We start from the raw sequence: 23,370 nt of genomic DNA on the forward strand, positions 1-23,370 counted from the left end.
CCGCGCAACGGGCTCAACGTGCGGTTATGCGATTAGCGCGGGCTTCGCGGACAAGGGTTCCCGTGACCCCCGTCACTTCCTACTGTGCCGGGCATGTCCCAGCAGAAAGCCCCGGTGATCGAACTTCACGGGGCCACCAAACGCTTCCGGTCCGGCGCCGGCCTCCACACGGCCGTGCGCGACCTGAACCTGACCGTCGCGCCCGGCGAGTTCGTCGCCGTCGTCGGCCCGACCGGATGCGGAAAGTCCACCACCCTGTCCCTGGTTTCCGGCCTCGAGCCGCCGTCCGCCGGGACCGTCCGGGTCCACGGCGAGCCCGTGACCGGGATCCCCGACGGCGTCGGCTACATGTTCCAGAACGACGCCGTCCTGCCCTGGCGCTCGGTCCTCGACAACGTCGCGACCGGCCCCCGCTACCGCGGCGTCGCCAAGCGCGAGGCGCGCGAGAAGGCCCGCGAGTGGGTCGCCCGCGTCGGCCTGGCCGGATTCGAGAAGTACTACCCGCACCAGCTGTCCGGCGGCATGCGCAAGCGCGTCGCCCTCGCCCAGACCCTGGTCAACGAGCCGTCCATCCTGCTGATGGACGAGCCGTTCTCCGCCCTGGACGTCCAGACCCGCGGCCTCATGCAGGACGAGCTGCTGCGCCTCTGGTCGGGGTCCGGCGCGGCCGTCGTGTTCGTCACCCACGACCTGGAGGAGGCCCTGGTGCTGGCCGACCGGGTGGTCGTCATGACCGCCGGGCCCGCCACCGTCAAGGGGATCTTCGACGTCCCGCTGGAGCGCCCGCGCGACGCCGAGGAGGTCCGGCTCACGCCGGAGTTCCTCGACATCTACCGCGAGGTCTGGGAGTCGCTGCGCGAGGAAGTCCAGATCACCCGCGAGAGGGGGACCGGCCGTGCCGCATGACGTGAAGGCCCCGGAGGCCGCCTCGGCCTCCGCCACGCCCACGCCGGAGGAGGAGGCCCGGGCCATCGCCCAGGCCAAGTCCGCCGCCCTGCGCCGCAGGCTCACGATCTACCTGGTGCGGATCGTGCTCGTCGCGGTGTGGCTCGGCTCCTGGGAGCTGGCCGCGCGGAACTGGATCGACCCGTTCTACTACTCGCGGCCGACCGCGATCTGGGACCGGCTGGTCGACTGGTTCTCCAACGGCACCTCGCAGGGCTCCATCTGGGAGCAGATCTCCTACACGCTGCGCGAGGCCGTCCTCGGCTTCGTCCTCGGCTCGCTCGGCGGCGTCGTGCTGGGCGTGGTGCTCGGCCGCAGCCGCTTCCTGTCGGACGTGTGCGCGCCGTTCATCAAGGCCGCCAACGCCATCCCGCGCATCATCCTGGCCTCGCTGTTCGTGATCTGGTTCGGGCTCGGCATGCAGTCCAAGGTCGCCACGGCGTTCGTCCTGGTGTTCTTCGCGGTGTTCTTCAACGCCTTCCAGGGCGCCCGCGAGGTCGACCGCAACCTGGTCAACAACGCGCGGATCCTCGGCGCCGGACGGTGGGCCGTGCTGCGCACCGTCGTCGTGCCGTCCGCGACGTCCTGGATCCTGGCCTCGCTGCACTCGGCGTTCGGCTTCGCGATCATCGGCGCGGTGGTCGGCGAGTACAGCGGCGCCGACAAGGGCCTCGGCCTGCTGATCAACCACGCCCAGGGCACCTTCGACGCGGCCGGCATCTACGCCGGAATGATCATCATCACCGTGCTGGCGCTGCTCGCCGAGTGGCTGCTGACGATGCTCGAGGGCCGGCTGCTGCGCTGGCGTCCGCCGTCGGCCGCCGACAGCAACCCCGTCTGACCCGTCCCCTCGTCCCTCGTTCCCCGTTCCTCCCGTCCCCCTGTTCTTCTGGAGTTCCCACCCCATGCGCACCGCGTACCGCGTCACCGCCGCCGTCCTGGCCGCGACGACCGCCCTGTCCCTCACGTCCTGCCGCAGCTCCAAGTCGTCCTCCGCCGGTGACTCCGGCGGCGGCGTCAAGATCATGGTCGGCGGCATCGACAAGGTCATCTACCTGCCCGCCAAGCTCACCGAGCAGCTCGGCTACTTCAAGGAGCAGGGCGTCGACGTCCAGCTGCTGACCGAGCCCGCCGGCGCGATCGCCGAGAACGTCCTGATCTCCGGGGACGTGCAGGGCGTGGTCGGCTTCTACGACCACACCATCGACCTGCAGACCAAGGGCAAGTGCATCGAGAGCGTCGTGCAGTTCGCCGACGTGCCCGGCGAGGCCGAGATGGTCGCCGCCGACAAGGCCGGCCAGGTCTCCTCCCCCGCCGCGTTCAAGGGCAGGAAGCTCGGCGTCACCAGCCCCGGCTCGTCCACCGACTTCCTCACCCGGGCCCTGGCCGTCAGGGCGGGCGTCCAGCCGTCGGACTACACCACCGTCAAGGCGGGCGCGGGCGCGACCTTCATCGCCGCCCTCGGCAACGGCGGCATCGACGCGGGCATGACCACCGACCCGACGATCGCCAAGCTCACCACCTCGGGCAAGGCCAAGGTCATGACGGACATGCGGACCAAGGAGGGCACCCAGAAGGCCCTCGGCGGCCTCTACCCGGCGGCGTCGCTCTACATGGACTGCGACTACGTCAAGTCCAACCCGAAGACGGTGCAGAAGCTCGCCAACGCCTTCGTGAAGACGCTCGGCTGGATCAAGGCCCACAAGCCGGACGAGATCGCCGCGAAGATGCCCGCCGACTACGCGGGCGGCGACCCGGCCCTGTACAAGAAGGCCATCACCGATTCCATCGGCATGTTCACCGCCGACGGCGTCATGCCGCCGGAGGGCGCCAAGAACGTCCTGGAGGTCCTGGCCCAGTTCTCCCCGAACGTCAAGGGCAAGAAGGACACCATCGACCTCTCCAAGACCTACACCACCGACTTCGTCACCAAGGCCAAGCAGTAGCGGACAGGCCCTGAGGGCCCGGCCTCCTGGGGCGCGGCCTCGTCCGCGCCCCACCCGGCCGTCCGGCGCCGGTTCCCCCTTCCGGCGTCGGACGGCCCCGCCATTTCCGAGCCGTCCGTGGTGCGAATGCGAACTCATACCACTTCTCTCAGTAATGCCGCAGGTAGTGCCGCTGACAGCGAAATAAGGTCGGCACCGTCGAAGGAAAACGACACCGGGGTCTGTTGCCCGTTCCGGGGCCGTGTGTCTAGATGGGCGCACACGCCTCCCGCGAGGGCGGGAACGGCACGAACCGGAAGGACGGTGGCCATGGCGAGGCTGGTCAAGCGTGCCCTCGGCATGCACAAGGCACAGATGAAGGGCCGCTACATCATCTACCGCCTCCGCTAGCGGAGACGGCGGCGCGGTGCCGGGCAGGGCGATCAGCGAACCGGCATCGCGCCTTTCCATGCGCATTCACCGGACGGCGGGGAAAGGCGGCGCTTCGAGGTGTTCCAGCGCGCGAAAGAGACGGCTCCCGGACCACGCGACGGAATTCCCGGGCCGCGCGGCGGCATTCTCGCGCGGCACCTGACGGCCTATGAAGCCGATCCGGCGGGCTTTCTCGACGACTGCCGGCGCCGTTACGGCGATGTGTTCCGGTTCGACACCGGCGTGGTCGTGGTGACCGACCCGGACCTGGTCGCCGACGTGCTGGCGCGCACCAACCGGGACTCGGTGCCGAACGCCAACCCGCTCGAGGGCGGCCGGTTCCCGACGGCCGAGCAGACCCAGCGCTGGATGGACGCCCGGCAGCTCGCCGCCCCGACCTTCCGTTCGGCGGCTCTGCCCGCCCGGCTGCCCGTCGTCCGCGACGCGCTCGCCGCCGACCTGGACGCCCTCGACGGCGCCTGGTTCGACCCCGCCGAGGCGTGCTGGGAGATCTGCGTCCGGGCGCTGGTGCCGCTCTACCTGCCGGACGAGTCGCCCGCGCTGGTGGACGCCGTGCTCGGCTCGTTCGACGCCGCCCGGGGCGCCGCCGAGGCCGCCGTGCGCGTCCCGTCGTGGATGCCGTCCCGGCTGAGGCGCCGGGTCCGCGACGCCGACCAGCGCGTCCGCGACACCATCGGCCCCATGCTCAAGACCGACACCCCGGCGGGCACGGGCACGGTCCTCGAACACATCCGGACTCAGCCCGACGCCGTGCCCGATGACGTCGCCATGGCCGCGATGGGGTTCACGCTGCTCGGCGCGGTCGGCACGATGGGCGCCGCCTGGTCCTGGATCGTGTACCACCTGGCCGCCCACCCCGAGGCGGCGGACCGGATCCGCGAGGAGGCGGCCGGCGCGGGCGGCGTCACCGGCGACCCGGCGCGGGAGCTTCCCTACACGTGGGCGTTCGCGCAGGAGGTGCTGCGGGTCCGTCCTCCCGCCTGGCTGCTCGGCCGGGACGCCGTCACCGCGGTCACGCTCGGCGACGTCGAGGTGCCCGCCGGGACGGCCGTCATGTTCAGCCCCTACCTGCTGCACCACGACGAACGCTGGTGGACGCACGACCCGCGCCGGTTCGTCCCCGAACGCTGGCTCGGCGCCGGCCGTCCCCACGCGCCCGGCGCCTACCTCCCGTTCGCGTCGGGGCCGCGCGGCTGCGTGGGCGCGCACCTCGGCCTCGCCGTGCTCGCCCTCACCGCCGCGCACATCACCGCGCGCAAACACCTGGCGGTTCCCGGCCTCGACGCGGTCACCACCCACTTCGGCCCGTCCACGCTCACTCCGTCCGGAATGCGCGCCCGCCTCACTCCGAGGTAGGGCGAAAACGCGGTGGAACGCCGCGTCTCATCCGGGATGAACGCCCCGGAATTCGACGGGCGTTCAGCGCGGGTTCGGCGGGGGTTTCAGAGCTTGAAGAGCTTCACGTACGGCGAGAGAATCTTTACCTTCTGAGTCCCGAAATCGACCAGGACGGCGCCTCCCGGCTCGACCCCGACGACCTGCCCGAGTCCGTATTTGTCGTGGGTGACCCGGTCGTCGAGGACGAACTCCTGGACGGGCGGAGCGGCGGGCGGAGGCGGGAAAGGGCTGGTGGGCAGGCGTCGCCGCCCGGCGGATCCAGAGGATTTCATACCTGCAGTATGCGCCCGAACCGGCCGTGGCGGGGCCCGTGGCCGAGACCTGATGCCTAAATCACAGCCGCATCGGCCCGGATCCGGTTTGTATGCTACTGTGTGAAGAGTCACACTTCCGTGGACATGTTTTCCGCGCCTGCGCTATCTCACCGTGGGCGCATTTTTTGTCCCCCGGGACCTTTCTCGGGGCCGTTCAGTACTCGGCGGGGAGTTCGCCACGCTCCCGGCCGCCCCAGCGGCGCGGGGCCCAGGTGGGGACGAGCAGGGCGAAGCCCAGCATCGCGTCCACGCCGGAGCCGAGGAGGATCCGGAGCCCGAAGTCCAGGTCGTCCGGCGCGTGCACCCGGGCGGGCCAGCCGAGCACCGTGCCGGGGTCGGCGAGGAACCCCGCCGACAGCCCGATCAGCGTCAGCGCCGGGACGAGCGAGACCAGCGGGGACGCCCAGCGCGCCACGATGATCACCCCGGCGACCAGCCCGACCGCGGCCATCAGGGCGAACGCGCCGTAGCCGCGGGTGTGGTCGGTGATGACCCGGTCGCCGCCGTCGAAGGACGCCGCCGCCTGCGCGTAGCCCCAGGCCGCCCCGGCCAGCAGCGCGGGGGTCAGCAGGATGCCGAGGAGGAGTCCGGCAGCGTGGCGCACCGCGCGTCACCTCCCCTCGCCCGGCCGCGCCGGGAGGGGGCGCGGTCACCGGACCATCAGACCACGAACGCCAGCATCCCGGGGTGAATACGCCGTTGCCGGACCAATCCGGTCCTGACCGATTCACGGCTGCGGTCCGTCCCTGGGGGCGCGTCCGTTTCGACGGGAGGCGAGGGGGCATCGGCGGCCCGTTCGTTCCGGCGCGCGTCGGAATCGAGGCATGAGCCGGAACCGAGACATGAGATCGAGGCATGAGGAGGACGCAATGTCGACCGCCGTCATGGTCGTCGTCGCCGTCGTGGTCGTCGCCCTGGTCGCCGTCGTGGTCGCCGCGGCGGCCCGGCAGGCCCGCACCCGCCGGCTGCGGCGGCGCTTCGGACCCGAGTACGACCGCGCCGTGGAGCGGCAGGGCGGCAGGGCCGCCGCCGAGCACGAGCTGATGGACCGCGAGCGCCGGCACGGTGAGCTGTCGCTGCGCGACCTGGACCCCGGCCAGCGGGAGCTGTACCGCGGGCAGTGGACGCAGGTGCAGGAGAGGTTCGTGGACGCGCCGGAGGCCGCCCTGGACCAGGCCGACCGGCTGGTGACCGTCGTGATGGACAAGCGGGGCTATCCCGCCCGCGACTTCGAGGACCGCGCGGCCCACCTGTCGGTGGAGCACGGGCGCGCCCTGGACCACTACCGGCGCGGGCGCGACATCCGCCTGCGCGCCACCCGTGAGAAGACGTCGACCGAGGATCTGCGGCAGGCCATGGTGCACTACCGCGCGCTGTTCGAGGACCTGGTCCCGGAGCACGCCGGGGACCGGGCCGGAGAGCGCGCCGGGCACGAGGCCGCGCCCGGGGCCGCAGCCGAGCAGCGGGGCGGCGGCCCCGCGCCGAGGAGCTGATCGCCATGCCCACCGCCCCTTCCGATCCGGCACGCGACCCGCGCCGTCCGGACGCGCCGGGAACACCGCCCACGCCGCCCGCGGATCGCGTCGTCGCCGGACACGCGGGCCGGGGTCAGGCCGGGCCCCGGGTACCCGCACCTCGCGCCCCGGGGTCCGGTGCCACCCCGCCGGCGGCCAAGGCACCCGACGGCGCGACGCCCGAAGACCATGCGGCGGCGAGGGGCCCTGGAGCCCATGCGGCAGGGAACGCCGGTACGGGGACTTCCGGTTCCGGCGACGTGCTGCTGCCGCCGGAGGAGGCCGCCCGGTACCGGAACCGCTGGCACGCGCTGCAGTCGGTGTTCGTGGACGATCCGGGCGAGTCGGTCCGGAAGGCCGACGAACTGACCGCCGAGATGGTCACCGCGATCGAACGGGCCCTGACCACTCGCAAGCGCGATCTGGACGGTCGTGCGCGCACCGGAGACCGGAAGCCGTCCGACACCGAGGAACTCCGGCAGACCCTGCGCGCCTACCGCGACCTGGTGGACCGGATGCTCAGCGTCTGACGCGAGCGACGAACAGCCGCCGCCGTCCGGACGGGGATGTATCCGTCCGGACGGCGGCGGCTCCTCGCGCAGGCGAAGGTCAGCCGTTGAGGAAGGTGTAGACCGCCTCGCGTCCCTGGGTGCCGCGCTCGCGGTTCTGGATGGAGTGGCTCGCGCCCTTCACGATGACGAGCTTGCCGCGCGGGGCGTTCGCGAGTTCCTCCTTGGCCCATTCCATGGGCGTGGACAGGTCGTGGTCGCCGTTCACGAGCAGGATCGGCACCGGCGGGAGCTTGAGCTTCGCCTCGGCGTTGTGGCGGGCGACCGGCCAGGTCAGGCACTCCTGGATGAACCCGTTCCCCGCGGCGGTGCGGGAGGTGAACGGCCATGTCGCGCTCGCGGGCAGATGCCGCCGGGCGTACTCCAGGGCCGCCGGACGCCGCGCGACCGGGGTCTCGGACGTCCCCCACGGGAAGACGCCGTCGCCGCAGATGGTGGCCTCGTGCAGACCGGCGCTGAAGCCCGCGACCGGGTCACCGCCGGGCGCCATCAGCTTCATCAGCGCGTCCAGGCGGGCGGGGTCGCCGAGCCGGGCGGCGTGCATCGCGCCGATCACGTCGCCGGATCCGGCGGGCAGTCCGGCCGGGTTCGGGTCGCGGTAGGACGGGTCGAAGAACTCGTAGGAGACGAGCGCGTCCCAGAGCAGGACGGCGTCCTCGCGGTGACGCGCCAGGTACGCCACGTCCTGCGCGGGGTCGTAGCCGCAGGCCGGGGCGGTCTGGCAGGCGTCGCGAAGGACGCGCGCCACGGCGTGCTGCCCGGTGGTGTAGAGCATCTGCTCGTGGTTCGGGTCCGAGTGCGGCAGCACCGAGTCCAGGACGACCTTGTCGACGTGGCCGGGGTGGAAGGCCGCGTAGTTCGCCGCCGTGAACGAGCCGTAGGACACGCCGTCCACGACCCACTTGTTCACGCCGAGCGCGCTGCGGAACATGTCCAGGTCGCCGACGGTCTGCTCGGTCGTGTAGTAGCTGCGCCTGTCGCCGACGACGGACGCGCACTCGGCGACGGCGTCCTGGCTCGCGGGCGCGATGTCGGAGCTGCCGACCTCCGCCTGCATCTTCGGGCAGTCGATCGCGCCGAACCGGCCGGTGCCGCGCTGGTCGATCATCACGAACCGGTAGTTCTTCGCCAGTTCCGGCAGCCGCTGCTGCGTCATCCGGGTCAGGTAGGGCACGCCGGGCTGGCCGGGGCCGCCGGTCAGGAACAGCAGGGTCCCCTTGGGGGCGGTGGTGGTGTCGGACATCCCGACCTGCAGGTCGAGCGTGCCCTTGGACGGGTCCCTGTGGTCGAGCGGGACCCGGAGCGTCGCGCACGTGAAGCCGGGCTGCCCGTCGCACGGATGCGGGCTGACGAACCCCGGCCCGGCCGAGGGCGCCGCCGGGGCCATCGGGGGCCGTACGGCCGCCGCCGCCGTCGCCGTCCCTCCCGCCAGGGTCAACGTCAGTCCCGCGACGAGCGCCGCGGAGAGTCGTGATCGCATGGGGGGATGATGTCCCGCCCGTCCGGCCGAGCCCAGCGGCTTCGCCGGAACCGGCCACCCGGCAGCCGACTCCGGCCACCGCGCCGCGGGCTCGGCCCGTCCCCCTGGACGGTGCCTCCCACCTGCGGCGCGGCGCGCCGGAGCCGGTCGTTCGGTGACGACGGGAGGACCTGCGCGCCGCTCCCCGGGGCCGTCCGGCCGCTCCTACCTGATCAGGGCTTGGGCGGGGTGGGGTCGCCTGGTTGCGAGACGTGCACCACGGGTTTGGCGGGCAGCCTGTTCCGCAGCCAGTAGGCGTCGAAGTAGGCGTCCACGCCGCCCGGACGCAGGTCGCCGCGGTGCACGATGACGTGGTCGCGGGAGCCGTCCTGGACGACCAGGTGCGAGCCCTTCAGGATCTTCTGCAGCGCCAGGCCGTCGGCGTACGGGGTGGCCGCGTCGTTGGTGGCCTGGAACAGCAGGATGTTCTTGGGCAGATCCGGGGTCCGGCCGACCTTCACCGGGGTGCCCGGCCTGGCCCTCCAGAACATGCAGGGCGCGTTGTACCAGGTGTTGAACCAGGTCGAGAACGGCGCCCTGCGGTCCATGCGGGACGCGTCGGCGCGCCATTTCCGCCAGTCCGACGGCCACTTCACGTCCGAGCACTGGATGGCGTGGTAGGCCGCGAACTCGTTGTCGTCGGTGCCGCCGGTGGTGGTGGCGCCGAAGGTGTCGAGGAAGGTGCCGGTGTCGCCGGACCTGTAGGCGGCCAGGCCGGTGGCGTAGGTGTGCCACAGGCCCTGGGTGCGCTTGTACGCGACGTTCTGGAGGGAGTCGACGAGCTCGGCCGCGCCGACCGCGACGCCGTTCTTGACGAGCGGCGTCCTGGTGAGCCTGGCCTCCAGGTCGTAGTAGAACTTCCGGACGGCCGCCTTGCTCCTGCCCAGGTGGTAGCGGTCGTCGTACCGGGCAAGCCAGCCGAAGTAGTACTCCATGTTCTCGTTGAACGCGATGTTCTGGGGCGCCTGGGCGCCGTACCAGACGTTGCGCGGGCCGACGTTGCCGTCGAGGACCATCTTGCCGACGCGCTTGGGATAGACCGTGGCGTAGACCGAGCCGAGGTACGTGCCGTAGGAGCCGCCGTAGTAGTTCAGCTTCCCGGTGCCGAGGGCGGACCGGATCGTCTCCAGGTCCCGGACGGCGTCGATGGTCTTCATGTGGTCGAGCATGTTCACGGCGGAGCCCTTGCCGTACTTGCGGGCGCAGGCGTCCGCGTAGGCCTTCGACCGCTTCAGCCACTTCGCCTCGAGCCCGGCGTCCCCGTGGCCGTAGGCCGGACGGGGCGCGTTGCCGTAGGCGGGGTCGCACCTGAGCGCGGGCTTGCTGAAGCCGATGCCGCGCGGGTCGAACCCGACGACGTTGTAGGCCGCCTGCATCGGGGCGGAGTTCAGGGCGTAGACGGCCGGGGCGAACAGGGCGCCGCTGGCGCCCGGCCCGCCCGGGTTGACCACGATGTCCCCCTTGGCCCTGCCGGTGCCCCGGTGCGGGAGCCGGGTGAGCTGAAGCGTGATCTTCTGGCCGCGCGGGCGGGCGTGGTCCAGCGGGACGTTCAGTTCGGCGCACTGGATGATCTTCGAGACCCGGACCGGGCCGAGCCGGTCGTAGACCTTCGCGGCGCCGACGATGTCCGCGCCGCAGGCGTGCCATCTGAGGTTCGCAGGGCGGAGCGCCTCGAACGCGTCCGTGGCCGAGGACACCCCTACGGACGCGCCCGTCACTGCGAGGACGCCGAGTCCGGTGATGCCCAGACCGGCCGCCGCGACCGCGGCGACTAGCTTCTTCACGAAACCCCCTTTTGGGTCGGACCGTCACTAGCGAACACGACGCTACGGGCCGAAATGATCAAGGCCCATCGGGCTGTCATGCCGGAATCAGGTGGGGTAAACCCCACCGCCGCGCCCCCTCTCCGAGGGCCGCCTCCGCACCCTCATGAGCCGGACGGGGTGGTCGTGACCGTCCCCGGGGTGAATACTGAATCCCGTTCGGTAGTGCCGAGGTGGGAGGTCCCATGGCCGGGTACTCGATGACGATCGGCGGCGAGGCCGTCGCGGCGGCTGGAACGTTCGGGGTGGTGAACCCGGCGACGGGCGAGGTCGCCGAGCGGGCGCCGGACGCGACGAGGGAGCAGCTCGACGCGGCGATGGACGCGGCCCGGACGGCACAGGCCGGCTGGCGGACCGACGAGAAGGCCCGGCGCGAGGCGCTGCGCGCGGCGGCGGACGTGCTGTTCGCGCGGTCGGAGGAGATCGGCCGGGTCATCACGCTCGAGCAGGGCAAGCCGCTCGGCGACGCGACGATGGAGGCGGTCGGCGCCGGGGTCTGGCTGAAGTACTTCGCCGACCTGGAGATGCCGCGCGAGGTCGTCCAGGACGACGCGTCGGCGCTCGTCGAGGTGGTGCGTCGTCCACTGGGCGTCGTCGCGGCGATCACGCCCTGGAACTTCCCGCTGCTGCTGGCGGCCTGGAAGCTCGGCCCGGCGCTGCTCGCGGGCAACACCGTCGTGCTCAAGCCGTCCCCGTACACGCCGCTGTCCAGCCTGCTGCTCGGCGAGGCGCTCCGGGACGTCCTGCCGCCGGGCGTGCTGAACGTGGTGAGCGGCGGCGACGACCTCGGCGCGTGGATGACCGCGCACCCGGTCCCCCGGAAGATCAGCTTCACCGGGTCCGTCGCGACCGGCAAGCGGGTCGCCGCGTCGGCCGCGCCCGACCTGAAGCGCGTCACCCTCGAACTCGGCGGCAACGACCCGGCGATCCTGCTGGACGACGTGGACCCGGCCGCCGTCGCCGACAAGCTGTTCGGCGCGGCGTTCATGAACAACGGCCAGGTCTGCTCGGCCGTCAAGCGCGTGTACGCGCCGGAGGCCCTCTACGACGACGTCGTGGAGGCGCTGGCCGCGCGGGCGCGCGAGGCGAAGGTCGGCGACGGGACGTCCGAGGGCGTCCAGTTCGGGCCGATCAACAACCGGCCCCAGTTCGAACGCGTGTCGGAACTGGTCGCCGACGCTCTGGCGGGCGGCGCGAAGGCCGCGGCGGGCGGGCGTCCGATGGACCGTCCGGGCTACTTCTTCGAGCCGACCGTCCTCGCGGGCGCCGAGGACGGCACCCGGATCGTGGACGAGGAGCAGTTCGGCCCGGCCCTCCCCGTCATCGCCTACCGCGACCTGGACGAGGCCGTCGCCCGCGCCAACGGCACCCACTTCGGCCTGTCCGGCTCGGTGTGGGGCGGCGACGCCGACCGCGCCGCGGACGTCGCCGCCCGCCTCGAATGCGGCACGTCCTGGGTGAACACCCACCTCGCCCTGGCCCCGCACCAGCCGTTCGGCGGTTTCAAGTGGAGCGGCGTCGGCGTGGAGAACGGCCCCTGGGGCCTGCACGGCTTCACCGACCTCCAGGTGATCCACCGCGCCCGCTCCTGACCGTCCACGCCCGGTTCCCGCCCTGCCCCGGCTCGGGACAAGGGCGGGAACCGAGTCCGGAAAGTGACGCGGCGGCTACTGGCGGCAGAGCGCCGGGATGGGACACTTTGCGCGGGACCGGACGAAGCGTGGAGGGCCTGGATGAGCACGTGGGACGTCATGCGCCAGGACGATCTCGGCAACGAGTTCCGGGTGGCGAGCTTCGACTCGCGGATCTCCGCGCTCGCCCGCGCCCTGGTCCTGGAGAGCGGCGTCCCCCACAAGCAGCACTACTGGGTCGCGGGCCCGCCGGAGCCGGTGCTGCGCACCAACCGTGAGCTGTACCTGCACTTCCTGCACCTCGGGCAGGAGGCGCGGTCGGCGTCGTGGTCGCTGTCGGCGTTCCTGCGGGCGCTGTGGAAGGTGAGCGGCCCCCTGCGGGACCGCGGCGGCGTCGAGCCGGACGACGTGGCCGCGATGTTCACCGCCGCCGCCCTGTCCCCGCCTCCCCCGTTCGATCCCGCGTGGCGCACCAAGGACCTCGCCCTCGCCGGGGACGAGCCGTCCGACCACGGCGACTGGGAGCGCGTCCTGCTGTCCCAGCTCGCCGACCTGGAGGACTTCGCCGACAGCCCGCCCGGCCCGCGTGCCCGTTTCGGCGTCGACGCGCCCCGTCCGGCCGGGTCGGGACGCCGCGCCACCCCGGCCCGCTGGTACAACTTCGACCCGGCGACCTACCTGGAGTGCGCCGTCGCGGGCAGCGTCGGCGGCTGGGACGCCGCCGACGGCGCCCGCGTCCCCCTCCCGGACGCCGTGGGCACCGCCGTGCCGCGCTCCTACGTCCGGGACATCACGGCCATGTCCTGGGCCGACCTGGCCCGCATCGCCGTCTGCGGCCAGATGTACCAGTAGCCCCCGCCCCCGGAGAACGGGCTTCGCGATCGGCGCGAAGAGAATCGGGTCGTCGGCCAACAACAGGGTGACCGCGACCCGAAAGGAAGCCGATGGCAGCTCCACCGAAGGTGGACGAAATAGAGGACGACGCCGGCCTCGTCACGTCGTCCCTGACCGACCCCGAGGCGTTCGCGCAGCTGTACGACCGGTACTTCGACGACATCCACCGCTACCTCGCGGCGCGGCTCGGCCGGGAGACCGCCGACGACCTCGCCGCCGAGACGTTCCTCATCGCCTTCCGCCGCCGCGCCGCCTTCGACCCGTCGCGCGGCACGGCCGTCCGGCCCTGGTTGTACGGGATCGCCACCAACCTGGTGTCCCAGCACCGGCGTTCGGAGCAGCGGCGGCTGAAGGCGATCGGCCGGATGGGCGCGGAGCACTCCGTGGACGGCCACGAGGAGCGGGCGACCGCGCGGGTCGCCGCCGAGATGCTCCGTCCGGCCCTGGTGCGGGCCATGCGCGACCTGTCACCGGGCGAACGGGACGTGGTGTTCCTCTCCGCGCTGGGCGGGCTCGGCTACGAGGACATCGCGCAGGCCCTGGGGATTCCCTCCGGAACCGTGGGATCCCGCCTCAACCGCGCCAAGGCGCGACTTCGCCGCGCGCTCGGCGACCGGACCGCACAGGACGAGAGGGACTCATGAACGAGCTGAAGATGATCGAGCAGATCTTCGCCGAGCCGAAGGCGGGCCCGGAGGTCGCGGCGTCCGGCCGCGCGCGCCTGCTGCGACTGGCGAACGGTGACGAGCCCGACACGAGCCCCCGGTCGACGAACCGGCGGACCCCTGGCCGGTGGTCGCCGAAGCCGCGTTGGCGCTGGGTGCTCGGCGCGGGCCTGCCGCCCGTGGTGGCCGCGGGCGTCGCGGCGGTGATGCTGGCGGGCAACGGCGCGGCGCCCGCCTCGCCCACGTCCGACCGGCAGGCGCGGCACATCCTCCTCGCCGCCGCCACCAGGACGGCTGCCGCGGCCCCGGCGGGCCGCTACTTCCGCTTCTCCACCGAAGCGGGCCGGGAACGCCGCGGCAGCGCGGCGGGCCACCGGTTCAGGGTCGTGACCCGGGTCGTCGAGGACCTGTGGTACTCCACGTCGCCCGGCGTCACCAGCTGGGAGTCCAGCCAGGAGCTCGCCTCCCGGCCCGCGACCCCCGCGGACGCCGAGGCGTGGCGTGCCGCGGGAAGTCCGGCATGGGTCCAGGGCGTCTGTTCCCAGAGCACGGTCGTGGGCGGGTCGGGCAAGAACCCGCCTGACGGCGACCGCGAGGCGTCCCTGCGGTGCCAGCCGTTCCCCATGCGCCCCAGGCCCGTGCGGATCGCACCCCTGAGCACCGCACCCGGCATGATGGGACAGCCTCCCAGCGGGCTGAACGTCGCGAAACTGTCGGACGACACCGCGACGCTGCGGCGGCAACTGCTCGCCTGGACCCGCTCGGGAGGGCTCATGGGTCCGGTGGAAGGCGACTCCGCCCAGCTCTGGACCGCGGCCCTGTACCTCATCGCCGTGCCGATCGGCCCGGTGCGGCCGGCGGTGCGCGCCGCCGCCTATCGCGTGCTGGCGGATCTCCCGGACGTCCGTTCCCTGGGCATGGTCACCGACCAGAGGGGACGCCGGGGACAGGCGCTCACACGGATCGGCAAGGGCTCGGAGGGGGTCGGCCCGGGCGCCTACCGGCTGGTGATCGACCCGCGGACGGGCGCCCCCCTGGAGTCCGGCATGACCGGAACCAAGGACCTGGAGTACACCTCGGTGCTCGACTTCGGCTACACCGACCAGGCCCCGCCCATCGCCGGGAAGTGAGGACGACGGCGTCCCCCACTGCCGATCGACCTCTGGGAAGGCCGAATCAGCCCTGGGTGACGCCGCCGCCGAGGTTCATGACGATCACGCCGAGGACGATGATGGCCGCGCCCGCGACGCTGAGCGGACGGATCGGCTCGTTGAACAGCAGGACGCCGCCCGCGAACGCGCCGATGGTGCCGAGCGCCGACCAGATCGCGTAGACCGGGCCGACGTTCAGCGAGGTCAGGGCCTTGGCCATGAGCGTGAACGACACGATGTACCCGACCACGACGACGGCGCCGGGACCGAGTTTGGACATGCCCTCGGACGCGCGCAGCGACAGCGTCGCGATCACTTCCGACACGATGGCCAGGGCGAGGAGGACGTAGGGCATCTCGGGCAACTTTCGAGGTGACGAAACGGGGGCCCGCCCCCACCGGGGCAGGCCGGTCCCGGTGGGGGGCGGGCCGGTCCCGGGGGCGGGCTGGTCAGGGGGCGGGCTGGTCAGGGGGCGGGCTGGTCAGGGGGCGGGCTGGTCAGGGGGTGTGGTCGGCGGCGATGGCCTCGAAGACCTTCATGTCGGCGTCCCAGTCGGAGTCGGGGCGGGGCCAGTGCAGGGCGATGTCGGTGATGCCCAGGTCGGCGTAGCGGCCCGCGAGGTCGGCGTAGGACCCGGGCGACTCCAGCCACGGCTCGCCGGTGAAGCCGGTGAGCAGGACGCGGCGCTGGGTGGACGGGTCGCGTCCCTCGGCCTCGCAGGCCTCGGCGAGCATGCCGAGGTGGATCCGCACCAGTTCGTACGGGTCGTCCGACTGGGGGCCGTTCGCGGTGGTGACCCAGCCCTCGCCGTGCCGCGCGGCGAGGCGCATGCCGCGCGGGCCGCCCGCCGCGATGTAGAACGGGACGCGCGGGCGCTGGACGCAGCCGGGCCCGACGCGGAACTCCCGGGCGCTGTAGTACCGGCCCTCGTGGGTGGTCTCGGGGCCGCGGAGGGCGCGGTCGAGCAGGTCGACCCATTCGGTGAGCCGGTCGGCGCGTTCGCGGGGCGTCCAGTCCGGGCCGCCGAGCAGGCCGCCGTCGGACGTCCGGGACGTGCCGCCCGCGCCGATCCCGGCGGTGTAGCGGCCGCCGCTGATGTCGTCGATGGTCCTGATCGCGTGCGCGGTCGGGACGGGGTGCCGGAAGTTCGGCGAGGTCACCAGGGTGCCGAGCCGGATCCGCGAGGTGACGGCCGCGGCGGCGGCGAGCGTGGTGTACCCGTCGTACCAGGGGGTGTGGCCGCGCCAGGCGGTGTGGTCGTAGATCCAGGCGGTGTCGAAGCCCAGCTCCTCCGCGCGCCGGAACAGCTCGCCGGTCTCCCTCCAGGACTGGATCGGCCACATCACCGTGCTGAGCCGCGGTGCCTTCACCCGTCGTTCCCCCTCGTCGCCCTCGCACGGTCGTCGCGCCGTCGTCGCGTCGCCGTCACGCAGTCGTCCGCTGATGCCCGTCCGCTGATCGGGACGCGCCGCCCCATCCCATCATCCGCGCCGGACCGAATCGTCACCGGTGGCCTGGTGAGGTGGCCCCGGGCCCCGGCCGTGGGGACGCGGGCAGTTCCACTGTGACGCGGACCCCGCCGCCGGAGCGGGGGGTGAGGGTGAGCGTTCCGTCGTGCGCGTGGGTGATGGACTTGACGATCGCCAGGCCGAGGCCGACGCCCGCGTGGTCGCCGCGCACGCGTTCGGTGCCGCGCTGGAAGGGTTCGGTGAGGGTCGAGGCCAGCTGCGGGGAGATCATCTCGCCGGTGTTCTCGACCGTGAGCACCACGCGGCCGGGACGGACGCCGGTGTTCACCGTCACGACGCCCCGTCCGGGCAGATTGTGGACGATCGCGTTCTGCACGAGGTTGGTGGTCAGCTGCAGGAGGAGCGCGTGCGATCCGGTCGTGAGGCCCACGTCGCCGCGGGTCTCGAGGGTGACGCCGTGCCGTTCCGCGAGCGGCAGGAGCGTCTCGGCGACCTCCTCTGCCAGGAGGGACAGGTCGACGTCCTCGCGGGTGAAGGACAGCTGTTCGGCGCGGCTGAGCAGGAGCAGCGCCTCGGTGAGGTCGATGGCCCGCGCGTTGACGGCGTGGAGGCGGTCGACGAGCGCACCGGGGTCGTGGCCCGGATCGGTGCGGGCGACGTCGAGGAGGGTCTTGGAGATCGCGAGCGGGGTGCGCAGCTCGTGCGAGGCGTTGGCCGCGAACCTGCGCTGTTCTCCGACGTGCGCCTCGAGCCGCGCGAGCATGGTGTCGAAGGCGTCGGCGAGTTCGCGGAACTCGTCCCTGCGGCCCGGAAGGCGGACGCGGTGGGAGAGCGATCCGGTCGAGGCCAGGCGGGTCGCGCCGGTGATGCGCGTCAGGGGCGCGAGCATCCGGCCCGCCAGGAACCAGCCTCCCACCAGGCCGAACACCAGCAGGAACGCCATCACCGCCGCCGCCCTCGGAGCGAAGACGCGCAGGAGGTTGGGCCGGACGGGGAAGACGCCGTGCGTGGTGCCGGTGGAGCCGGTGGAGCCGGGGACGATGAGCACGCGGTCGGGCACGTATTTCAGGAGGAACAGCCACACGGCGGCGAGCAGCAGGGTGCCCGCGAGCATGAGGAATCCGGCGTAGCTGAGGGCGAGCTTGAGGCGGACGCTCAAACCAGGGGCTCTGTCCACGGTCTCCTCCCCCGCGCCCGGCCTCCGGCCCTCCGGACGCGGGCCGTCGCGGACGGCCTCTGGCGGAAGGGGATCGGCCTCGACGGTCGGCGCACGCACCTGACCGATCCTAGGAGCCGGTGCATATCGTCGGCATATCGAAAACCCCATACATGCCCGTAACAGCAGGTGGGTTTGGCTGGTGAAGTGACCAACAGTGCGCGCGAACCATCGATGGCCCCGGTGGGCACGGCGGAGACCGGACCGGACGTCGTCGCCGACCACCGGGACATCGTTTTCGGCACCGGTGCCGACACCCCGCCTGCGGGCGTTCGGCGGTCGGGCGTCCGGCGGGCGATCGGCGGTGGGGCGCGGCCGTGGTCCTGGAGGCGCGGCCTGGTGCTCTCGGCGTCGGCGCTGCTGCTCGCCCTGCTCATGGCGCTGCACGCGGGGATCCCGAACCAGGTCGGAAACCTCGGCAGCCTGGTGGAGACCTTCCTGCCGTGGTTCGGCCTGTTCATGCCGGTGCTGCTGGCCGGGGCGCTCTGGCGCCGTTCCGCCTCCGCGCTGGTCGCGCTGCTGCTCCCGGCCACGGTGTGGCTGACCCTCTTCGGCGGACTGCTCGGCGACAGGTCCCGTCCGGGTGGCGACCTGACGGTGGTCAGCCACAACGTCGGCGCGGGCAACCCCGACCCCGTCCGCACCGCCCGCGTCCTGGCCGCCTCCGGTGCGGACGTGCTGGCGCTGGAGGAGCTGACCCCAGAGACCACGGGCACGTACGAGAAGGAGTTGGTGCGTACCTTTCCCCATCACACGGTGCAGGGGACGGTCGGGCTGTGGAGCAGACTTCCGCTGTCGGACACCCGGCCGGTCGACACCGCGATGGACTACGGGCCGCTGGGGGCCACCAAGTCGCCTGAGGTCAAGCTGGGCTACAACCGGGCGCTGCGCACCACGGTGGCCACCGGGCACGGGCCGCTGGCGGTGTACGTGGCCCATCTGGGGTCCGCACGGGTGAATCCCAGGGCGGGGTTCTGGACGGTCTCGCGGGACAGGAACGCGCGGGCGCTCGCCGAGGCCGTCGCCACCGAGCGGAACACGCGGGTGGTGCTGCTCGGCGACCTGAACGGTTCCCTGGACGACCGCGCGTTCGCGGGTCTCACCTCCCGGCTGCGCTCGGCGCAGGACGCGGCCGGGGACGGGTTCGGCTTCACCTGGCCCGCGCGGTTCCCGGTGGTGCGGATCGACCAGATCCTGGTCCGCGGCGTCACACCGGTGAGCTCGCGCGTGCTGTCCGCGACCGGCAGCGACCACCGGCCGGTCGCCGCCCGGATCGGCTGGTGAACACCGCCTCCTATCGGGCGGCCGGGCCTGCGGCGTCCAGCCAGGTGCGGAGGGCCCACCACCAGTGGGCGGTGTCGGCGACCGACGCGGCGGCCAGAGGACGGCCGGTGAGGTCGCGTAGCCGGCGCAGCCGGTACTTGACCGTGTTGCCGTGGACGTGGAGGGCGGCGGCGGTCGGCTCGATGCGGGTTCCGTGGTCGAGGTAGGCCAGGGCGGTCTCGGCGAGTTCGCGGTGGAAGGGGTCGCCTGGGACGAGGGCGGCGAGGAGGGTGTCGGCGAGGAGGCGTCCGAGGTCGGGTTCACCGTCGGCGGCGGTCAGCAGGGCGAGGTCGCCGAGGTGCCGCAGGCCGGTGAGCCCGGCGCGCGTCCCGGCGGTGAGGGCGCGGCGGGCCAGCGCGTACGGGGGCGCGAGGTCGGCCGGACGGCGCGGAGGCGCGGCCACCATCAGCGGGACGTCCGCGGGCAGGTCGGGGAGGCGCGCGACGAGGGCGACCATCCGGCCGTCCACCAGCGCGGACAGGCCGGGGCCCGCCTCGGTCAGCGCGCCCTCGAGCCGGGACGCGACGGACGGGTCGCTCACGTCCGACACGACGCAGTGGTAGGCGGTGGCGGCGTCCAGCGGGGCCGGGTGCGGCGTGGGCTCGCCGTGCAGCAGGCGCCGCAGCAGCTGGGCCTGGCCCTCGCGGGTCGTCTGCGCCATCTCCAGCTCGGCGGTGCGGTGCGCGTGGACCATCCGGTGGACGAGCGCGGTCGTCACGCCGTCGATCGCGGTCAGGCCGTCCAGCAGGACGCCGTCGGGGACGCCCTGGCGGCGTCCCTCCGTGGTGAGGCGGCGGACCAGGTACTCGCGTCCGGCCTGGAAGCCGTCCAGGAGGGCGGCGACCGGGACGCCCTGCCGGGCCCGGTCGGAGCCGAGCCGCCCGGCGGCCTCCAGCGCGGCCGGGTCGGCCTCCCCTCCCCCGGCGAGGCTGGTCAGCACGCCCTCGATCAGCGCCCGGACGTGCCGCCGGACCTCCGCCTCGGGCAGCTCGCCCACCTGCGCCGAACGGGCCCGCGCGGCGAGCACCGTGGCGTCCAGGAGGCCGGGGTCGGCGGTGCCGTCCAGCAGGAGCCGCAGGTAGCGGTCGGAGTCGTCCACGGTCCCATTGTCCGTGACGGACAACCTCCCCCGTCCGGATTGGGCCGTGCCGGGCTAGGCGAATCCCGTAAGGGTGCGCTTTCGTAGAGGTATTCCGACCCCGAGGAGACGCCGATGGCCGCCGAAGAAGAGTTCCTGGAGAAGATGCTCCCGGCGAAGGACCTGATCTTCCGCCTGCCGGAGACCTTCGCGACCGTCGAGGAGGAGCGGCGGCACCGCAAGGAGCGGCTGGCCGCGGCGCTGCGGATCTTCGGCAAGCTCGGCTTCGAGGAGGGCGTGGCCGGGCACATCACCGCCCGCGACCCCGAGCTGACCGACCACTTCTGGGTCAACCCGTTCGGGATGTCGTTCAAGCACGTCAAGGTCAGCGACCTGATCCTGGTGAACCACCAGGGCCAGGTGGTGGAGGGCCGCTACCCGGTGAACGAGGCGGCGTTCGCGATCCACTCGCAGGTCCACCAGGCCCGTCCGGACGTGGTGGCCGCCGCGCACAGCCACTCCACGCACGGCCGCGCGATCTCGGCGCTCGGCCAGAGGCTCGAGCCGATCACGCAGGACGTGTGCGCGTTCTACGAGGACCACGGCCTGTTCGACGACTACACCGGCGTCGTCACCGACACCGAGGAGGGCAAGCGGATCGCCGCCGCCCTCGGCTCCCACAAGGCCGTCATCCTCCGCAATCACGGCCTGCTGACCGTCGGCGACTCGGTGGACGCCGCCGCCTGGTGGTTCATCACCATGGAGCGGTCGTGCCAGGTGCAGCTGCTCGCGAAGGCCGCCGGGCAGGTCGTCCCCATCAGCGAGGAGAACGCGAAGCTGACCCACGAGCAGATCGGCAACGACCTGGTCGCCTGGATCAACTACCAGCCGCTGCACGACCAGATCGTCCGCGAGCAGCCGGACCTGTTCGACTGACGGACGGCCCGCTCCTGAGGGGCCCGGTTCCGGTGGGCGCGCCACCGGAACCGGGCCCTTTTGCTTCTGTCAGGTGTCGCCGTGCGCCGCGAGGTTCTCCTGGTGGTCGAGGACGCGGCGCAGCATGGCGGCGAAGGCCACGCGTTCGGACGGCGCGAGGGGCGCGAGCAGTTCGGCGTCCAGGTCGGCCGCGCGTCCGGCGACGGCGTCCAGCTCCGTCCGGCCCTCGGGGGTGAGGCCGACGACGTAGCGGCGGCGGTCGGACGGGTCGCGGTCACGCCGCAGCAGGCCGCGCTCCTCCAGCGCGCCGACGACGTCCACCAGGTCGCTGGGGTCGATGCCGAGGCGCGCCCCGAGGTCCCGCTGGGACGGCGGGTCGGTGCTGTCGTCCAGTGCGGACAACACGGCGAAGTGCCAGAGGCCGAGGGCGTGCTCGCCCATCATCCGGGCCATCCGGGCGCGTCCGAGGCGTCCGGCGCGGGCGAGGGCGTAGGTGGTGACGCCCAGCATCCGGGGCGGGGTGCGTCGCGCGGCTCGGTCCATGTCCCTATAGTAGGGGCCGCCCAATCATTGGTGTGCCCCAACGAATAGGAGAGACGGCATGGACGCCCTCTACCCCCGGCTGCTGGTGGACGACTTCGACGCCTGCGCGCGCTTCTACACCGCCGCCCTCCGCGAGCTGCTCGGCGTCGAGCCGGTGAGGATCCTGCCTGCGGCCTCGTACGCGAACTGGGACCTCGACGGCGAGGCGGTGCTCTCCCTGTTCGGACGGGCCGCCATCGCCGCCGTCACGGGAACGTCCGGCCAGGCCGCGACGTCCGGACAGGACCGCTCGATGCTGGTCTTCAAGGTGGACGACGTGGACGCCGCCACCAAGACCCTCGAAGGCTTCGGCGCCACGATCGCCGCCGCGCCCACCGACCGCCCCGACTGGGGCCCGAACCTCCGCACAGCCCACCTCCGCGACCCCGAAGGCAACCTCCTGGAACTCCAGAGCTACTGACCGTCCCCCCGATCCGGCGCCCCGCCCAGGAAGGCTGGTGGGGGTGATGTCGGAATTCCGCCAGCGTGTGGTTTTGGGGGTGGATTAGGGTCGCGGGGTGTCTGAAGAGAGCCGCGTTATCGTTCAGGGCGCCTGGAAGGCGTTCGCCAGTCATGACGCCGATCGGATCGCCGCGGTGTTCACCGAGGACGCCGAATGGCTGGCGCCGGCCGGGAACGCGACTGCGGTCGCGCTCGGGGCGCCCAGCCACATGGTCGGCAGGGAGGCGATCGTGCGTTTTCTCGCCGAGGATTTCCCGCGCTTCTTCGTGCGGGACGTCTCGGTCACCTTCCATGGTTTCTTCGCCGACGGGGAGCGGGTCATCGTTGAGGAGACCATGACGGCGACTCTGGCCAACGGCAATCACTACGCCAACGACTACTGCTTCGTCTTCGAGCTTCGGAACGGCCTGATCCACCGGGTTCGCGAGTACATGGACACAGCTCGCGGGCATCGCATGGTCTTCGGTTAGCTTCCCCGCGTGGGGGTGGGCGGGGGAAGCTTGGTGGTATGAGGAACCCGTTTGGGCGGCCGTCCCTGCGCCCGTATCTCAGGCACAAGCAAGCTCGTGTGTCCTCGCCGGAAGGGCTGACCGCGCATTTTCACGCCTACTCGGTTCTCGTCACCCATCCTCGCGGCCGGATACTGCTGCACGCGAGCGCCAACTTCCGCCCCGGAATGCTCGCCGGGCACAGCGCCGACGTCGTTGACCTGAGCATCGGGGCCCTGGGCGGGCAGTCCCCCGACCTCGTCCAGCGGTACTGGGACGAGGTCGTCCGGACCACCGGGGCGCGGCGGGTCGTCCTCACGCACTGGGACGATTTCTTCACCGGTCTCGACAGGCCCCTCCGTCCGATGCCGCGTTTCGCCGACCGGGTCGACGTCGCCTTGGAAAGGCTCCTCCCGCTGGCCCGTCAGGACGGCGTCGACGTCCGGCTTCCCGTCGCCTGGCAGCCCGCCGGACCGCTCGACGGACTGACGCGCTGAGCGAACCCGATCGCCGCCGTCCATGTCGATCCGGGCGGTGTCCGAGGACGGCGCCGAAAGGGGGCGCGGGCCGTTCGGTGGACAGGCCCGGCTCGTTAGCCTGAGGGCGATTCTCGACCGGTGTCGCCTTTTCTCAGCTCAGGCTTGGGGGATTCACCATGATGGTCCGAGCCATTCGTGGTGCCGTTCAGGCTCCGCGCAACTCCGCCGAGAGCATCCGTTCGGTCACCCGCGAACTCGTCGCCGAGGTGATGGAGCGGAACGGCCTGGAGCCCGCGCAACTGATCAGCGTCCTGTTCACGACCAGTCCCGACCTGAACGCGGGCTTTCCTGCGGCGGCGGCGCGGGAGCTGGGGCTCGACCGGGTCCCGCTGATGTGCGCGTCGGAGATCGACGTGCCGGACGCGGTGCCGCGGGTCGTCCGCCTGCTGGCGCACGTGCAGGTTCCGGCCTCGCGGCCGGAGGTGACGCACGTGTACCTGGGCGGGGCGGCTGCGCTGCGGCCCGACCTCGCGGAC

Annotated in this window: 24 protein-coding genes and 1 pseudogene; 16 read left to right on the plus strand and 9 right to left on the minus strand. The window is 72.4% G+C overall.

All coding sequences use genetic code 11. The features are described 5' to 3' along the window. The first annotated feature begins 93 nt into the window (after positions 1 to 93). From P696_RS0114700 to P696_RS52465, 4 genes are all read left to right on the plus strand, one after another. Positions 94 to 906, plus strand: a complete 813-nt coding sequence (locus tag P696_RS0114700; protein ID WP_026412938.1) for an ABC transporter ATP-binding protein — start codon at positions 94 to 96, stop codon at positions 904 to 906. Further along, positions 896 to 1,786 (plus strand): ABC transporter permease, encoded by an 891-nt coding sequence (locus P696_RS0114705; RefSeq protein ID WP_026412939.1) that lies wholly within the window; start codon positions 896 to 898, stop codon positions 1,784 to 1,786. Before P696_RS0114700 ends, P696_RS0114705 begins: the two co-directional genes overlap by 11 nt. Positions 1,787 to 1,850: 64 nt before the next feature. Next, a complete protein-coding gene (locus P696_RS0114710) occupies positions 1,851 to 2,891 on the plus strand; it encodes an ABC transporter substrate-binding protein (protein ID WP_026412940.1) in 1,041 nt (346 codons plus the stop codon). Between the two features lie 489 nt (positions 2,892 to 3,380). Continuing rightward, entirely contained in the window at positions 3,381 to 4,679 is a 1,299-nt protein-coding gene (locus P696_RS52465; protein ID WP_170026462.1) for a cytochrome P450, read from the plus strand. An 86-nt stretch (positions 4,680 to 4,765) separates the two neighbouring features. On the opposite strand, the gene P696_RS0114725 is transcribed toward P696_RS52465, so the two are convergent. Both P696_RS0114725 and P696_RS45540 read right to left on the minus strand, forming a co-directional pair. Continuing rightward, entirely contained in the window at positions 4,766 to 4,993 is a 228-nt protein-coding gene (locus P696_RS0114725) for a hypothetical protein (RefSeq protein WP_034484972.1), read from the minus strand. A 196-nt stretch (positions 4,994 to 5,189) separates the two neighbouring features. After that, positions 5,190 to 5,639 (minus strand): hypothetical protein, encoded by a 450-nt coding sequence (locus tag P696_RS45540; protein WP_051467608.1) that lies wholly within the window; start codon positions 5,637 to 5,639, stop codon positions 5,190 to 5,192. A 265-nt stretch (positions 5,640 to 5,904) separates the two neighbouring features. Between P696_RS45540 and P696_RS0114735 the strand changes: the two genes are divergently transcribed. Then, on the plus strand, positions 5,905 to 6,528 hold the full coding sequence (locus P696_RS0114735) for a hypothetical protein (protein WP_026412943.1): 624 nt from the start codon (positions 5,905 to 5,907) through the stop codon (positions 6,526 to 6,528). A gap of 281 nt (positions 6,529 to 6,809) precedes the next feature. Next, positions 6,810 to 7,079, plus strand: coding sequence for a hypothetical protein (locus P696_RS45550; RefSeq protein WP_051467610.1), 270 nt, complete (start codon positions 6,810 to 6,812; stop codon positions 7,077 to 7,079). Positions 7,080 to 7,158: 79 nt separating this feature from the next. Here the strand turns inward: P696_RS45550 and P696_RS0114745 are convergent, their stop codons facing one another. Together P696_RS0114745 and P696_RS45555 are read right to left on the minus strand one after the other, a co-directional pair. Then, on the minus strand, positions 7,159 to 8,598 hold the full coding sequence (locus P696_RS0114745; RefSeq protein ID WP_026412944.1) for an alpha/beta fold hydrolase: 1,440 nt from the start codon (positions 8,596 to 8,598) through the stop codon (positions 7,159 to 7,161). 212 nt (positions 8,599 to 8,810) lie between these two features. Beyond that, the gene (locus P696_RS45555) at positions 8,811 to 10,421 is read right to left on the minus strand and encodes an alpha/beta fold hydrolase (protein ID WP_051467612.1); all 1,611 of its coding nucleotides are present in this window, start codon (positions 10,419 to 10,421) and stop codon (positions 8,811 to 8,813) included. A gap of 224 nt (positions 10,422 to 10,645) precedes the next feature. Here P696_RS45555 and P696_RS0114755 point away from each other — a divergent pair, with 224 nt between their 5' ends. From P696_RS0114755 to P696_RS0114770, 4 genes are all read left to right on the plus strand, one after another. Further along, positions 10,646 to 12,052 (plus strand): aldehyde dehydrogenase family protein, encoded by a 1,407-nt coding sequence (locus P696_RS0114755; protein WP_026412945.1) that lies wholly within the window; start codon positions 10,646 to 10,648, stop codon positions 12,050 to 12,052. A gap of 141 nt (positions 12,053 to 12,193) precedes the next feature. Next, positions 12,194 to 12,943, plus strand: coding sequence for a hypothetical protein (locus P696_RS0114760; RefSeq protein WP_026412946.1), 750 nt, complete (start codon positions 12,194 to 12,196; stop codon positions 12,941 to 12,943). 92 nt (positions 12,944 to 13,035) lie between these two features. Further along, complete coding sequence (locus tag P696_RS0114765; RefSeq protein ID WP_026412947.1) at positions 13,036 to 13,629, plus strand: RNA polymerase sigma factor; 594 nt, start codon at positions 13,036 to 13,038, stop codon at positions 13,627 to 13,629. Further along, on the plus strand, positions 13,626 to 14,780 hold the full coding sequence (locus P696_RS0114770; RefSeq protein ID WP_026412948.1) for a CU044_5270 family protein: 1,155 nt from the start codon (positions 13,626 to 13,628) through the stop codon (positions 14,778 to 14,780). Before P696_RS0114765 ends, P696_RS0114770 begins: the two co-directional genes overlap by 4 nt. Positions 14,781 to 14,826: 46 nt before the next feature. On the opposite strand, the gene P696_RS0114775 is transcribed toward P696_RS0114770, so the two are convergent. The 3 genes from P696_RS0114775 to P696_RS0114785 all read right to left on the minus strand — a co-directional run bounded on the left by P696_RS0114775 (position 14,827) and on the right by P696_RS0114785 (position 17,546). After that, complete coding sequence (locus P696_RS0114775; RefSeq protein WP_026412949.1) at positions 14,827 to 15,156, minus strand: DMT family transporter; 330 nt, start codon at positions 15,154 to 15,156, stop codon at positions 14,827 to 14,829. Positions 15,157 to 15,298: 142 nt separating this feature from the next. After that, complete coding sequence (locus P696_RS0114780) at positions 15,299 to 16,171, minus strand: LLM class flavin-dependent oxidoreductase (RefSeq protein ID WP_026412950.1); 873 nt, start codon at positions 16,169 to 16,171, stop codon at positions 15,299 to 15,301. A gap of 133 nt (positions 16,172 to 16,304) precedes the next feature. Beyond that, complete coding sequence (locus P696_RS0114785) at positions 16,305 to 17,546, minus strand: sensor histidine kinase (protein ID WP_281174938.1); 1,242 nt, start codon at positions 17,544 to 17,546, stop codon at positions 16,305 to 16,307. A gap of 87 nt (positions 17,547 to 17,633) precedes the next feature. Here P696_RS0114785 and P696_RS0114790 point away from each other — a divergent pair, with 87 nt between their 5' ends. After that, positions 17,634 to 18,770 carry an endonuclease/exonuclease/phosphatase family protein gene (locus P696_RS0114790; RefSeq protein WP_245627666.1) on the plus strand — a complete coding sequence of 379 codons (1,137 nt, stop codon included), beginning with the start codon at positions 17,634 to 17,636 and terminating at the stop codon, positions 18,768 to 18,770. A gap of 10 nt (positions 18,771 to 18,780) precedes the next feature. On the opposite strand, the gene P696_RS0114795 is transcribed toward P696_RS0114790, so the two are convergent. Further along, complete coding sequence (locus P696_RS0114795; protein WP_026412953.1) at positions 18,781 to 19,908, minus strand: RsbRD N-terminal domain-containing protein; 1,128 nt, start codon at positions 19,906 to 19,908, stop codon at positions 18,781 to 18,783. 114 nt (positions 19,909 to 20,022) lie between these two features. Between P696_RS0114795 and P696_RS0114800 the strand changes: the two genes are divergently transcribed. Beyond that, positions 20,023 to 20,823 (plus strand): class II aldolase/adducin family protein, encoded by an 801-nt coding sequence (locus P696_RS0114800; protein WP_084337516.1) that lies wholly within the window; start codon positions 20,023 to 20,025, stop codon positions 20,821 to 20,823. Positions 20,824 to 20,892: 69 nt separating this feature from the next. Here P696_RS0114800 and P696_RS0114805 read toward each other — a convergent pair whose 3' ends face one another. Then, positions 20,893 to 21,366 carry a MarR family winged helix-turn-helix transcriptional regulator gene (locus P696_RS0114805; protein ID WP_034484976.1) on the minus strand — a complete coding sequence of 158 codons (474 nt, stop codon included), beginning with the start codon at positions 21,364 to 21,366 and terminating at the stop codon, positions 20,893 to 20,895. A 58-nt stretch (positions 21,367 to 21,424) separates the two neighbouring features. Here P696_RS0114805 and P696_RS0114810 point away from each other — a divergent pair, with 58 nt between their 5' ends. The 4 genes and pseudogenes from P696_RS0114810 to aroH all read left to right on the plus strand — a co-directional run. Further along, positions 21,425 to 21,826, plus strand: coding sequence for a VOC family protein (locus P696_RS0114810; RefSeq protein ID WP_026412956.1), 402 nt, complete (start codon positions 21,425 to 21,427; stop codon positions 21,824 to 21,826). Between the two features lie 97 nt (positions 21,827 to 21,923). Then, positions 21,924 to 22,337: a nuclear transport factor 2 family protein gene (locus P696_RS0114815; protein WP_026412957.1), complete on the plus strand. Its 414-nt coding sequence runs from the start codon at positions 21,924 to 21,926 to the stop codon at positions 22,335 to 22,337. A 98-nt stretch (positions 22,338 to 22,435) separates the two neighbouring features. Continuing rightward, positions 22,436 to 22,852 (plus strand): hypothetical protein, encoded by a 417-nt coding sequence (locus P696_RS0114820; protein WP_051467621.1) that lies wholly within the window; start codon positions 22,436 to 22,438, stop codon positions 22,850 to 22,852. Between the two features lie 158 nt (positions 22,853 to 23,010). Further along, a pseudogene (gene aroH, locus P696_RS58110) lies at positions 23,011 to 23,367 on the plus strand (chorismate mutase); the annotation flags it as partial. Positions 23,368 to 23,370 lie beyond the last annotated feature (3 nt).

It is taken from the genome of Actinomadura oligospora ATCC 43269 (genome assembly GCF_000518265.1).
GTDB lineage: Bacteria > Actinomycetota > Actinomycetes > Streptosporangiales > Streptosporangiaceae > Spirillospora > Spirillospora oligospora.

What these genes read in the sequence shown, in the direction of transcription:
- P696_RS0114700 (WP_026412938.1), top strand. Translation starts at nt 94, where the DNA reads ATGTCCCAGCAGAAAGCCCCGGTGATCGAACTTCACGGGGCCACCAAA.
- P696_RS0114710 (WP_026412940.1), top strand. Translation starts at nt 1,851, where the DNA reads ATGCGCACCGCGTACCGCGTCACCGCCGCCGTCCTGGCCGCGACGACC.
- P696_RS0114725 (WP_034484972.1), bottom strand. Translation starts at nt 4,993, where the DNA reads ATGAAATCCTCTGGATCCGCCGGGCGGCGACGCCTGCCCACCAGCCCT.
- P696_RS0114735 (WP_026412943.1), top strand. Translation starts at nt 5,905, where the DNA reads ATGTCGACCGCCGTCATGGTCGTCGTCGCCGTCGTGGTCGTCGCCCTG.
- P696_RS0114745 (WP_026412944.1), bottom strand. Translation starts at nt 8,598, where the DNA reads ATGCGATCACGACTCTCCGCGGCGCTCGTCGCGGGACTGACGTTGACC.
- P696_RS0114755 (WP_026412945.1), top strand. Translation starts at nt 10,646, where the DNA reads ATGGCCGGGTACTCGATGACGATCGGCGGCGAGGCCGTCGCGGCGGCT.
- P696_RS0114760 (WP_026412946.1), top strand. Translation starts at nt 12,194, where the DNA reads ATGAGCACGTGGGACGTCATGCGCCAGGACGATCTCGGCAACGAGTTC.
- P696_RS0114765 (WP_026412947.1), top strand. Translation starts at nt 13,036, where the DNA reads ATGGCAGCTCCACCGAAGGTGGACGAAATAGAGGACGACGCCGGCCTC.
- P696_RS0114770 (WP_026412948.1), top strand. Translation starts at nt 13,626, where the DNA reads ATGAACGAGCTGAAGATGATCGAGCAGATCTTCGCCGAGCCGAAGGCG.
- P696_RS0114775 (WP_026412949.1), bottom strand. Translation starts at nt 15,156, where the DNA reads ATGCCCTACGTCCTCCTCGCCCTGGCCATCGTGTCGGAAGTGATCGCG.
- P696_RS0114800 (WP_084337516.1), top strand. Translation starts at nt 20,023, where the DNA reads ATGGCCGCCGAAGAAGAGTTCCTGGAGAAGATGCTCCCGGCGAAGGAC.
- P696_RS0114805 (WP_034484976.1), bottom strand. Translation starts at nt 21,366, where the DNA reads ATGGACCGAGCCGCGCGACGCACCCCGCCCCGGATGCTGGGCGTCACC.
- P696_RS0114810 (WP_026412956.1), top strand. Translation starts at nt 21,425, where the DNA reads ATGGACGCCCTCTACCCCCGGCTGCTGGTGGACGACTTCGACGCCTGC.